10 protein-coding genes are annotated in these 12870 nt (G+C 52.4%); 8 read left to right on the top strand and 2 right to left on the bottom strand.

Going from position 1 to position 12870, the window contains the following annotated elements; genetic code table 11:
- Positions 1-5 precede the first annotated feature (5 nt).
- Positions 6-1367, bottom strand: coding sequence for a UDP-glucose dehydrogenase family protein (locus BUB94_RS12555; protein ID WP_073237565.1), 1362 nt, complete (start codon positions 1365-1367; stop codon positions 6-8).
- A 661-nt stretch (positions 1368-2028) separates the two neighbouring features.
- The gene (locus BUB94_RS12545; protein ID WP_073159227.1) at positions 2029-2622 is read right to left on the bottom strand and encodes a ribonuclease H1 domain-containing protein; all 594 of its coding nucleotides are present in this window, start codon (positions 2620-2622) and stop codon (positions 2029-2031) included.
- Positions 2623-2668: 46 nt separating this feature from the next.
- Between BUB94_RS12545 and BUB94_RS12540 the strand changes: the two genes are divergently transcribed.
- The 8 genes from BUB94_RS12540 to nifJ all read left to right on the top strand — a co-directional run bounded on the left by BUB94_RS12540 (position 2669) and on the right by nifJ (position 12826).
- Positions 2669-3217: a hypothetical protein gene (locus BUB94_RS12540; RefSeq protein ID WP_073159229.1), complete on the top strand. Its 549-nt coding sequence runs from the start codon at positions 2669-2671 to the stop codon at positions 3215-3217.
- Positions 3217-4089 (top strand): PHP domain-containing protein, encoded by an 873-nt coding sequence (locus BUB94_RS12535; protein ID WP_073159231.1) that lies wholly within the window; start codon positions 3217-3219, stop codon positions 4087-4089. The genes BUB94_RS12540 and BUB94_RS12535 overlap by 1 nt, the downstream gene beginning before the upstream one ends.
- Positions 4080-6113: a hypothetical protein gene (locus BUB94_RS12530; protein ID WP_254793733.1), complete on the top strand. Its 2034-nt coding sequence runs from the start codon at positions 4080-4082 to the stop codon at positions 6111-6113. The genes BUB94_RS12535 and BUB94_RS12530 overlap by 10 nt, the downstream gene beginning before the upstream one ends.
- Positions 6114-6125: 12 nt before the next feature.
- Positions 6126-6890 (top strand): glutaminyl-peptide cyclotransferase, encoded by a 765-nt coding sequence (locus BUB94_RS12525; RefSeq protein ID WP_083538276.1) that lies wholly within the window; start codon positions 6126-6128, stop codon positions 6888-6890.
- An 18-nt stretch (positions 6891-6908) separates the two neighbouring features.
- The gene (locus BUB94_RS12520) at positions 6909-7496 is read left to right on the top strand and encodes a DUF4416 family protein (RefSeq protein WP_073237559.1); all 588 of its coding nucleotides are present in this window, start codon (positions 6909-6911) and stop codon (positions 7494-7496) included.
- 24 nt (positions 7497-7520) lie between these two features.
- On the top strand, positions 7521-7892 hold the full coding sequence (locus BUB94_RS12515) for a DMT family protein (RefSeq protein ID WP_073159235.1): 372 nt from the start codon (positions 7521-7523) through the stop codon (positions 7890-7892).
- A gap of 10 nt (positions 7893-7902) precedes the next feature.
- Positions 7903-8982: a peptidoglycan DD-metalloendopeptidase family protein gene (locus tag BUB94_RS12510; RefSeq protein ID WP_073237554.1), complete on the top strand. Its 1080-nt coding sequence runs from the start codon at positions 7903-7905 to the stop codon at positions 8980-8982.
- Positions 8983-9256: 274 nt separating this feature from the next.
- Entirely contained in the window at positions 9257-12826 is a 3570-nt protein-coding gene (gene nifJ, locus BUB94_RS12505) for a pyruvate:ferredoxin (flavodoxin) oxidoreductase (RefSeq protein WP_073237551.1), read from the top strand.
- Positions 12827-12870: the final 44 nt, after the last annotated feature.

The following is a 12870-nucleotide window of genomic DNA, read 5'->3' as shown; positions in this document are numbered from 1 at the left end:
ATTTATCAGCACCCAATTGCATCATAAACAAACCCAGCCTCTGCGACTTCCTTGGCGTCGTAAATGTTACGACCATCGATGATGAGGGGGTTCTTCATTGACTTCTTCATCACGCCAAAGCTAGGCATGCGGAACTGCTTCCATTCTGTAACCAGGAGAAGGGCTTCTGCATCGAGGAGTGCTTCGTACATGTCGTTGCAGTAGGTGATGGCTGGTACGTCACTGGATTCTTCGCTTCGCTCAGAATGACGAGCGACGGACATTCTTCTCTTGCATTCTTCCATGGCAACAGGGTCGTATACGCGGATGTTGGCGCCGGCCTTAAGAAGCAGGTCAATAAGGACCAGGGCGGTGGCTTCGCGCATGTCATCGGTTTCAGGCTTAAAGGCAAGGCCCCACATGGCGATAGTCTTTCCCTTAATGTTTTCGACTCCACCCATGTGCTTGCAAAGCTTATTGAAGAGCACGGTCTTCTGGTATTCGTTAACTTCTTCCACAGCCTTAAGAACGCCCATTTTATAGCCATTCTTTTCGGCGGTCTTGATCAAAGCCTTAACATCCTTGGGGAAGCAACTTCCACCGTAACCGCAACCGGGATAAAGGAATTTACTACCGATACGGGAGTCACTACCGATTCCCTTACGAACCATATTCACGTCGGCACCAACCAATTCACAGAGGTTGGCGATATCGTTCATGAAACTAATGCGGGTAGCCAGCATGGAGTTGGCTGCATACTTGATCATTTCTGCAGAAGGAATATCTGTAAAGATGACACGGAAATTGTTCAGCATCATGGGGCGATACAGGCGGGTCATGATTTCCTTGGCCTGTTCGGTTTCTACACCCACCACCACGCGATCCGGCTTCATAAAGTCTGCAATTGCCGAGCCTTCTTTCAGGAATTCGGGGTTGCTGGCCACGTCAAAGGGAATCTGAACACCACGCTTATCCAGTTCTTCCTGGATGGCAGCCTTTACCTTCTGGGCAGTACCAACCGGGACTGTGGATTTGGTTACCAGCACGGTATATTTCTTGATATTCTGGCCAAAAGTACGGGCAACAGCCAAAACGTACTGCAAATCGGCACTTCCATCTTCATCGGGAGGGGTACCTACTGCGCTAAAAACCATTTCCACATCGTCCAGGACACTGGCTAAATCCGTTGTAAAGTGAAGACGTCCTTCACGCTGGTTACGGAGCACCATTTCGTCAAGGCCCGGCTCATAAATAGGGATTTGACCCTTCTGAAGGGATTCAATTTTTGCCTGATTGACGTCAACACAGGTGACATTCACACCCATTTCGGCGAAGCATGTACCGCTTACAAGGCCCACATAGCCTGTACCGACGATTGCGATATTCATGGTTCAATTCCTTAAATTCAATTTCCTACGCTCTACCCCCAAAGGGTATAGCCACTCCACCTTGGAGCTATTGTCGCTCCATTATAGAAAAACTACAGAAAGATATCACAAAGGTTACAGAAAAATCACATCATTGCATAGTGTTTTACACAACACTAGGGGCGTTAGTCCTACCATTTAGGTCTAGCGGAATGTATTGCGGTTTTCTATGACGGTGGACGGGAACTGATGCAAGACAGGCCTCTTTCCCACAAATGGGATTCGTCTCCGTCAAAAAGCATTGCTCTTTCCGTTCCGCGGAATTCCGCTCTGACAGAAAATTTTGCGTTTTTTCCTCCAGGGAATTGCGCTCCGACGGAAGAATTTGCACGTTCCCCTCCAGGGAATTGTGCTCTGACAAAAAATTTTGCACTTTCCGCAACACGGGATTGCGCTCCGACAGGAAAATTTGCGCGTTCCGCAACACGGGATTGAGCTCCGACGGAAAATTTTGCACTTTCCGCAACGCGGGATTGTACTCCGACGGAAGAATTTGCACGATTCCCTCCACGGGATTCAGCTCTAACAGAAAAATTTTCACCAAGGAAGTCAGGGGAAACGGCTCTGACAAACAAATTAACTAGCATTTTTGAGCGAAAAACGCAAAAAACGCCCCGCCGTCCTACTTTTTCTGGGCGGTTTTTCCAGCCTGGATGGCTTCCTTGGCCAGCTTGTCCACCAGTTCGTTCCACTTGACGCCAGTGTGGGCGGCAACTTTTTCGAACTTTACGCGGTGCAGGAAGGGCTGGGCGGCGGTCACGTAGCGTTTGGCGATATTGCTCTTGGCGGCCCACTCGCCTTTGGCCCAGCGGGCGATGCCTTCGTAGTCGTGGCAGATGACGCCGTTCATGTTGTGGGCGTCCAGCCAGCGCATGGCCTGATAGCTGGCCATGACTTCCCCATCGATGTTTCGACTTTCGGCCTCGAAAGCCGTCAGACCGTTCCCTCTGGCGATTTCCTTGTCATCTTCTGTCACGACAAAGGCCCATCCGGAATAGGGGAACCCGGGAGAAAAGGATCCATCCACGAATACGCGGACTCCTCCGGGAACAGGGGCTTCCATGCCGGAGATCCAGGCTTCGGCTTCAGCCATGGAACCGAAGGATTTAAATAGCACCCCCTTGACTCCATGGGTCAATTTTAGACATTCGTCCCAGGTGGTTACGATTTTGCTTTCGCTAGGGGTCTTAATTGCGTAGAACTTCGGTTTTGCCATAGGCCAAATTTAATATATTTCAGCCCACTAACGCTCCGAGGACAAATTGAAACCTTCACCGTACTTTACCAATCGTTTCCGCTATTTTTTTAAGCGTTTCAGCAGCCAGGATTCCCTGTTCCGCTGGTTTTTGAAGAAGGCAGGTGAAGATTCCGGAGCTTTTAACTTCCCCGAGGCTTTGAAGAACAACCCCAAGACTTTGGTTTTTCTCCATCGCGACATGGAGCGTGTAGCCCCCTTTATGCACCAGATGCCCCAGGCATTTTTCAAGAATGTGTTGCTGGTGGCCCACGAATCCCTCCACGCCCTGGTTTCGGCCAAGCGCGCCCAGGCTATCTACTTTAGCGACCTGGAATGCCGTTTCGAGGAACCCGTTTTTATGGAAATGGAACAGAAGATCAAGGAATTTGCCCCCTCGGTGGTCATCTACCTGGGCGACGCCTTCCTCCCCCGCCTCTACCTGGCCAAGGTTAGCGGAGCCGACTGCCGCATCGGTTTCTGTTCCGAAAAGGTCTACCCCTTCCTGAACTTGAGCCTGCAGCCCAGCACTTCCAGCGAGGCCGCCCTCATCGCCCAGTATTACGGGGTCAAGTAATGCAAAAAGGCTTTTCTACCATCATTACCGAAAACGGCGGTTATGCAGATCTCCATCTGCATACCAAGCTTTCTGATGGTACCCTGGACGTCGAAGAAGTTCTGACCTTAAGCAAGCGAAAAGGTCTTCGTTGCATTTCCATTACCGACCACGACAACCTGGATAGCTATAACCTGGCTGCGGAACCGGCCAAGGCCATCGGCCTGGAGATTATCCCCGGTATCGAGATTTCTTCTGTCTGGCAGGGCAAGGACATCCACATTCTGGGTTATTACTGCGACCCCACCAACCTGGCCCTGAACATGGAGCTCCAGGATTTTGCCAAGCAGCGTGTTACCCGAGCCAAGGCCATTATCAAGAAGTTGAACGCCCTGGGTATCGACATCACTTTCGAGAAGGTGCTGAGCTACTGCAAGGGCAAGGTCATCGGTCGCCCCCACATCGCCATGTCCCTGGTGGCCGAAGAATATATCGGCAGTTTTTCCGAAGCCTTCACCAAGTACCTGGGTGACGGCTGCATCGCCTTTGTAGAAAAGAAAGGCCTTAACCCCCAGCAGACCATCCGCCTTATCGAAAATGCAGGCGGCATTGCGGTTCTTGCCCACCCCTACAAGTCCGGGCTCAGCGACGAGTTCATCGAACAGATGGTGGAATGGGGCGTACAGGGCATGGAAGTCTACTGCCCCGCCCAGAAGGGTGCCGTAGGCCGCAAGTATAAGGAAATGGCCCTGCGTTTCGGCCTGGTGGGTACGGGCGGAAGCGACTTCCACACCGAAGGCAGTACTTATGCCCCCAACTGCATGAAGATGCCTTACACTGTAGTCCAGGCCCTTCGTGAACGCCGCGAAAAGCTTCGCGCCGAATGGTACTAAAAGTGGGTCCCGCTTACATGTTCCGCGCCATCTTTTTCTTGTTGCTGATTGCCGTCGCAGTCTTTGCAGAACCGGTCCGTTCCCTAGGCTACACTCTTCCCACCCCCCAGGACTCCGTCTACCAGTCCCCCAACGGAATTGACCCCGCCCCCCGCGAAACCGATGCGGGCCGCTGGGTATTGCCCCTGACCGAAGTCATGCAGCGCACTTACGATATTTCTGGCCAGAAGTCCTACTGGATGTTGGGAACCTCGATCCTGGGTAGGCCCGAACTGGACCCGGACGCCATGGGAATGGGTTCTATCAGTCAGCGTTACCCCAGCATGTTGGCAGGCCTGTACACCACCCGTCTCATGTACGATGGAAGTACCCTGGGTCTCAATGGCGAGAACGGCATACTGGTAGAGGAACGTAAGGGGATCGCCGTCGACACCCCCATTACCGACTTGAACTGGGAACGCCCCGCCTTTAGCGGAAACGCCCTGCGTCTGGAATTCAAGCGCCTGGTCACCGACTCCGTCACTTTCGAGTTGGGTATCGCCAGCCACTCCGACGTAGATTCCAAGGAATACAGCTATACCAACGTGACCCACTCCCCCTATTTCTCCCTGGGTCGCGACTCCAGCCAGATTCCCTTTGCAGGCCGTAACATCGCCATGAACAGCATGCATCTGCAGCCAGTGGTTACCGCCCGTTTTGGCGTGGGTAAGATTTACACCCGAATGAATTTCCTCTACCTGGAAAACGCCGACAATCCCAACCATAAGGTTCTGCTGGACTCCCTGGACAAATCCATCAGGACATTCCAGCAAAATCCTTACACTATCGATATCGAGGCCTCCACCTATGGAGCGGGTATCGAGCTTTACCCCTTAAAAAATCTGACGTTCAGTGCCGACATCAATTATGGCAATCACGAAATCGAAGAGGATTCCCTGCCCCACTTTGTCAGCGGCACCAAGAAGTACCTGGACACCCTGGGTGTAGAACAGGAAGACACTCTCTATTACGATACCACCAAGTATATCAACTATGAATCGATCCTGGGCAACTTCGGTATCGCCTACCACACCTTGCTGAACCCGGCCATCAAGTTCAAGTACGAGTTCCTGAACACCGATTACCATGACGCCAACGACGACCACTACACCTATCTGCAGGACCGCGAAATGGGTTATCTGGAACTGTCGGACACCCTGTGGCACCGTTTCTACTTCAGGACCCAGACCGGCATGCAGCGCAACAGTTCCGTAAACGACGAACAGGAATTCGCCAAGGCCTATTCCTTTGACGCTACCGCCCTGTTGCCTTTCCATTTGAAGTTGAACGCAGCCTTCCGTCACGACAACAAGTTCCCCGACGTGGGCCAAATCAAGATTAACGAAACAGGACGTCTCGCCTTCCATCGTAACGACTTGAAGTACGAAGAAAGGAACCGCACCACGGTGAACCTGGCTTACCAGAAGCGCGAAGTCTTTTACGGGCTGGGTCTGCGCAAGGAACATGTAGACGACCTGATCAAGCCCCGTTGGGTCAAGTGGGGCCATGTAGACTCCACCAACACCATCGAAGAAGCCTATACCTACACAAACATCGATCACGTTTCCAGTCTGGATTGGCTGTTGCAATTTGGCTTCCGCCTGGGCAACTGGAAGTTCTACATAGAACGAGGCCAGACTCTGGACCGTAGCACCAAGCTTATGGACACCCAGGAACTTTACTACAAGGGTAGCATCCACTGGCAGAACCGATTCGTGTTCGACCGCCTGGGTGTAAGTGTCCGTGTTGACTGGCAGTGGTTCGGCGACCATTACGACTGCACCATCGGCGAAAACGGCAACCTGGAACTGGAGCCCATGAAGAAGTATCTGGCCCTGGATTTCGAGGCCCGCATGCAGATTCTGCAGTTCGAGATTTACAGCCGAATCGAAAACTTCAACCACAGTATCTACATGCCGGAATCGGGTTACACTCCCGAAGGGCTCCGCTTCGCCTACGGTATCGTGTGGACATTTAGGAACTAACCGGATACCACCATGAAAAGATTTGCCGCCATCGTTCTTGCATGTGTCGCCATTCTTGCTACGGCCAGTTTTGCCGAAGCCCCCCGCGTGGTCCCCACCATCATCGATTCGATTCCCCACGAACAGACTCATTTTACCCAGGGTCTCTTCTTTGACGGAAACGAGCTGATCGAAACTACAGGACAATATGGGCAGTCGGGATTGTACCGTCGAACCTTGGAAGGTAAGGTACTTGATTCCACCATGCTCCAGGAACGTTACTTTGGCGAAGGTTCCATTGCCGTGGGTGACGACATCTTCTACCTGACCTGGAAATCCAAGAAGGCCTTCATCTACAACCGCAAACCTTTTTCCAAGAAAGGCGAATTCCGCATTCCCACAGAAGGATGGGGACTGACCTACTGGAAAGACGCCCTGCTCATGAGCAACGGATCCAGCCAGCTTCTACAGTTGGCGCTGGGCGGTTTCTATGTGGTTGGAGTCATCGACGTTACCGATAACGGACACCCAATCAAGTTGCTGAACGAACTGGAAGTTGTGGGCAACACCCTCTACGCCAACATCTGGCAAACCGCGGCCATCGCCATCATCGAATTGCCCACCGGTCACGTCAAGAAGTATTTTGACTTGTCCCGCAAGGTGTACGAACTGCAAAACAAGTACCCCCATATGGACGTGCTGAACGGAATCGCCTACGACGGAAAGTACCTGTGGATTACCGGCAAGAACTGGCCTTACATCTACAAGCTTTCCGAAGAAGATTCCAAGGGTTTATAAGAGGTCGAGGAGTTAACAATGGGCGCAATCAAGGAACCGGCAAAGGTCAAGATCATCGTTGGCATCCTGGCTCAGGACGCAGCCGCCGTTGAAGCGGTCCGCGAGCCCCTCCGTCAGAAATTCGGCGAAGAAGACCTGAACCTCCTTCCCTTCCCTTTCACCTTTACCAACTATTATAAAGATGAAATCGGAACCGCCCCTGTCCGCGCCTTCTTCAGTTACGAGACTCTGGTTGACCGTACTGAAATCGTAGATATCAAGCTCTGGACCAACGACATCGAGCTGGAAATCGCCGAAAAGAACGGCACACCGGGCCTGCGTCCCGTAAATCTGGATCCGGGCTATATGACTCTCGGGCAGTTTTTCTTGGCCACCACCAAGGACCAGCGCCAACGCGTGTACATGCAGCGGGGCATTTTCGTGGAACCTACCCTCTATTTCCAGGACGGACACTTCCACAGCTTTGACTGGACTTACCGCGACTATCAAAGTGAGACCTATATAAAGTACCTGGAACAAGTTCGGGCTCGCCTGGCCTATCAGCACTCCACTGGACGCCCCTACCGCCTTCGTGGTGAAGTCCAACGGGCAAACAAAAAAGTTTAACCATTCAATACATTGGCAAAAAAAATGCGCGCAGGAATCTTTACCATTCTTCTTCTTTGTTGTTCTAATATCTTTATGACCTTTGCCTGGTACGGCAACCTGAAGCTCAAGGAAATGCATATCAGCACCGACTGGCCCCTGATTCTCGTAATCCTTGCCAGCTGGGGTGTCGCCCTCCTGGAATACAGCTTCATGATTCCCGCCAACTCCATCGGCAGCCGCATTAACGGCGGTCCCTTCAGCCTGATGCAGCTGAAGATTATCCAGGAAGCCATTTCCCTTACCATTTTTACCGTCATTGCGGTTACCGTATTCCACACAGAAACTTTGCAGTGGAACCACATCGTGGCGTTCCTGTGTATCATCGCTGCGGTATTTTTCGCATTCTTGAAGTAGGAGCATCAGGGTGAACAAGGCAGTCTTAATAGTCCTTCTCATTGCGGCGCTCCTCAGCCCCGCATTGGCAAAGACTGCCCCCAAAGAATCCTCCCATAAATCCACCACCCAGGTAGAATCCAAGACATCGAAGGACACCCAGAAAGAAAAGTCCAAGGAAAAGCAAAAAGACAAGCAGAAGGAAAAACAGACGGACAAGCAGAAAAAATCCAAGGCGTCGAAGTCTACGAAGTCCTCAAAAAAATCCAGCAAGAAATCCTCGGGCAAAATCGCAAAGGACGACGAATCCCCCAGCGATTCCACAAAGAAAGTCTCTATAAAGTCAGACGATCCCAAGGCTTTCACCAAGGCCCTCCTCTACGAAAAGCAGGGCGTTGAAGTCGAATTCGTGGACGCCACCAAAAAGAGCAGGAAATCCAGGAAGAATGGCGAAAAGAAGCCCACCAAGACCGAAACCGTCGGCGAGTATTTCGACTTTTCTACCATGCTCATCCCCATTACACACGAGGCCCGTCTCGGCTCCCCCTACGGAATCCGCGACCACCGACTCCACCGCGGCGTAGACATCCAGGTAGAAAAAGGTGAGCCCATGGTTGCCGCCTACCCCGGCGAAGTGATCGTCTCTAAATACAATCAGGGCGGCTACGGCCACTACGTCCTGGTACAGCACGAAAACGGTCTGCAGACCCTTTATGGCCACCTGGCCGAACGCACCGTCAAGGTTGGCGACCAGGTTTACCCCGGCGATATCGTTGGCCTCGCTGGCAACACCGGAAAATCTTCCGGAGCCCACCTCCACTTCGAGATCCGCTACGGCGACGTGAACATCGACCCCACTACCGTTGTAGACTTCCCCCATTGGCAGCTGAAACCCGGCGTAGAAAAATATTCCAAGAAAAAGGCTATTCAAGCCCATCGTAAAATCCAGTCCAAGCTAAAAATTGAAAATGTCTATATCGTCAAAAAAGGCGATACCGTAGCCGATGTGGCGGCGTTCTTCTACATTTCCGAAGATGCGGTTCGACGAATCAACAAGCTTGGCAAGGATCAGCCCCTAAAGGTGGGTATGAAACTTAAGGGCTGCATGTAGTCAAAGCATACTTTTTGAAGTACGTTTTTGAAGTTATCAGATGAAAAACCGCCCTTTCGAACACAAATAATCTTTTTGTAAGTTTTTAGAAAGGTCGTTTACCCCTCAGAATGGTCATTTTCCGGCAGACCTTTACACGGAGTGTTCAAAAAAGTGGATTTTTTAGTGAATTTTTGAAAAATATTTCACTTTTTGACATTAAAAATGGGTAAATTTACGTTGGATTTTTTTAAATCGCAAGTTTATTGAATTAACACAATAATTGGAGACACACATGGCAAAGAAGATGATTGCGTGTGACGGTAATGAAGCTACCGCTAACGTTGCTTTTGCAGTTAGTGAAGTTGCTGCTATCTACCCGATTACACCGTCTAGTCCTATGGCTGAACACGCCGACAACTGGAGCGCAGCTGGTAAGAAGAATATTTGGGGCCAGGTTCCCCGCGTTTTTGAAATGCAGTCCGAAGGTGGCGCTGCCGGTACCGTTCACGGTGCACTGCAGGCCGGTGCTTTGACCACCACCTTTACCGCATCCCAGGGTCTTCTCTTGATGATCCCCAACATGTACAAGATCGCCGGCGAACTGACCCCCACGGTCTTCCATGTGACTGCCCGTGCTCTCGCTATGCAGGGCCTTTCTATTTTCGGTGACCACTCCGATATCATGGCTTGCCGCCAGACCGGTTTCGCTATGCTGGGTTCTTCCTCCGTTCAGGAATGCCAGGACATGGCTCTCGTGGCTCACGCTTCTACTCTCGAAAGCCGCGTTCCGTTCGTCCACTTCTTCGACGGTTTCCGTACTTCTCACGAAGTCATGAAGATCGAAGCCCTCGAAGACGGCGTTATCCGTAGCGTCATCGACGAAAAGTACGTGAAGGCTTGCCGCGAACGCTGCCTCACTCCGGACCGCCCCACCATGCGCGGTACCGCCCAGAACCCGGACGTCTACTTCCAGGGCCGCGAAACAGTGAACCCCTTCTACAAGAAGGTTCCGGAAATCGTCCAGAAGTACATGGACAAGGTTGCATCCTTCACCGGTCGTCAGTATCACATCGTTGACTACGTGGGCGCACCCGATGCAGAACGCGTCATCATCTCCATGGGTTCTTCTACCTGCACCATCGGTGACACCGTTAAGTATCTCAACTCCAAGGGCGAAAAGGTCGGTCTCGTAAACGTACGTCTGTACCGTCCGTTCCCCATGGAAGCAGTTGTTGCTGCTCTCCCCAAGACCGTCAAGAAGATCGCTGTTCTCGACCGCTGCAAGGAACCGGGTTCCGCAGGCGAACCGCTCTTCCAGGACGCTCTTACCGCTGTTTCTGAAGCCGTCATGGCAGGCCAGATGGCTATGCCCAAGATGATCGGTGGCCGCTACGGTCTTTCCTCCAAGGAATTCACCCCGGCTATGGTCAAGGCTATCTTCGACGAACTCAAGCTCGAAGCACCGCGTGCACGCTTCACCGTTGGTATCAACGATGACGTCTGCAACACCAGCCTCCCCATCGATCCCGACTTCAAGCTGGATTCCGACTTCTTCCAGGCCATGTTCTTCGGTCTGGGCTCCGACGGTACCGTTGGCGCAAACAAGAACTCCATCAAGATTATCGGTAACGAAACCGAAAACAACGCTCAGGGTTACTTCGTTTACGACTCCAAGAAGTCTGGTTCCATGACCACTTCTCACCTCCGCTTCGGTAAGAGCATCATCGACGCTCCGTACCTGATCGGTGAAAACGAAGCTGACTTCGTTGCTTGCCACCATACTCCGCATCTCGAATCTGTCGATATGCTGAAGTATGCAAAGCAGGGCGCAACCTTCCTGGTGAACACCCCGCACTCCGCTGAAACCGTCTGGGATACTTTCCCCCGTCCGGTTCAGGAAGTCATCATCAAGAAGCAGCTCAAGGTGTACGTCATCGACGCATACGCCGTTGCCGCAAAGACTGGCATGGGCCGTCGCATCAACACTGTGATGCAGACCTGCTTCTTCTCCAAGCTGGGTAACGTTCTCGATTCCGATACCGCTATCAAGTACATCAAGAAGTATGCCGAAAAGACCTACGCCAAGAAGGGTATGGAAGTGGTCCAGAAGAACTGGGACGCTATCGATGCTTCTCTTGCAAACCTGTTCGAAGTCAAGGTTCCGGCCGCTGTTACCAGCACCAAGGAATTCCGCGCTCCGATCCACGGCAATGCTCCGGCATTCGTTAACGAAGTTACTGCAGAAATCATCAAGGGCAACGGCGAAAAGCTCCCCGTTTCCAAGATGCCCTGCGACGGTGTGTTCCCCACCGGCACTACCAAGTACGAAAAGCGCGACCTCGCTCTGAACATCCCGTCCTGGAATCCGGACGCTTGCGTACAGTGCGGCAAGTGCGCTATGGTCTGCCCCCACGCTGCAATCCGCGTGAAGGTTGTAGACGAAGCTGCCGTTGCTAACGCACCGGAAGGCTTCAAGTTTACCGCAGCCAAGGGCTTCAAGCTCGAAGGCTCCGAAAAGCCCGTATTCGCAATCTCCGTCTCCAGCTACGACTGTACTGGTTGCGGCGTCTGTACTCAGGCTTGTATCGGTAAGGACAAGAACGAAGAAGGCAAGAAGGCTATCAACATGGTGCCGCAGGAACCCATCAAGGTTCAGGAAGGCAAGTGCTGGGACTTCTTCGTTGACCTCCCCGAATTTGACCGCACCAAGGTTAACAAGAACCTTGTCAAGCAGGCTATGCTCCTCGAACCTCTGTTCGAATTCTCCGGCTCCTGCGCAGGCTGTGGCGAAACCGCTTACGTCCGTCTCGTTTCTCAGCTCTTCGGCGACCGCATGGTTGTAGCAAACGCAACTGGTTGCTCTTCCATCTACGGTGGTAACCTCCCCACTACTCCGTGGGCAAAGAACAAGGAAGGCCGCGGTCCGGCTTGGGCTAACAGCTTGTTCGAAGACAACGCTGAATTCGGTCTCGGTATGCGTCTTGCAATCACCAAGCATGCAAACCAGGCTGTAAGTCTCCTCGAAGCAGTGAACGTTCCTGCTGAACTCAAGGCTAAGCTCACTTCTCAGGATCAGTCCGACGAAGCCGGCATCCAGGCTCAGCGCGCTAACGTTGCTGAACTGAAGGCTGCTCTCGCTGGTGCAACCGACGAAGCTTCCGTAAGCCTCCGCGACGAATTCGCCGACTACCTGGTCAAGAAGTCCGTATGGATCTTCGGTGGTGACGGTTGGGCATACGACATCGGTTACGGTGGTCTCGACCACGTCATGGCAACCGGTGAAAATGTGAACATCTGCGTCCTTGACACTGAAGTTTACTCCAACACTGGTGGACAGGCTTCCAAGTCCACCAACCGTGGCGCCGTTGCCCTCTTCGCTGCCGCTGGTAAGCGCGCTGGCAAGAAGGACCTCGGTCTTATCGCCATGAGCTACAAGAATGTGTACGTTGGCCGTATCGCCATCGGCGCAAACGACGCTCAGGCTCTGAAGGTTCTCCAGGAAGCAGAAGCCCACAATGGTCCGTCTCTGATCATCTGCTACTGCCCCTGCATCAACCACGGCTTCGATCTCAACAGCCAGCTGGAACACCAGAAGATGGCTGTGGATTCCGGTTACTGGACTCTGCTCCGCTACAACCCGGCTCTCGCTGCCGAAGGCAAGGCTCCCCTTGTTCTCGACTCCAAGGCCCCGACTATCCCGGTTGCAGAATACATCTACACCGAAAACCGCTACAAGCAGCTCACCCGTAACAACCCGGAAGTTGCTAAGAAGCTGGCCGACGACCTCCAGAAGGAAGTGGATGCACGCTTTGCATTCTACACCGCAATGTCCCAGGACACAGAAGGTCTGATCAGTCTTTAGTCTTTGACTAAAGACAATTATGAAGTGTGAATTATGATTTATGA

It is taken from the genome of Fibrobacter sp. UWH9 (assembly GCF_900129715.1).
Classification (GTDB): Bacteria; Fibrobacterota; Fibrobacteria; order Fibrobacterales; family Fibrobacteraceae; genus Fibrobacter.
This window is presented reverse-complemented; position numbering and strand designations above follow the sequence as displayed.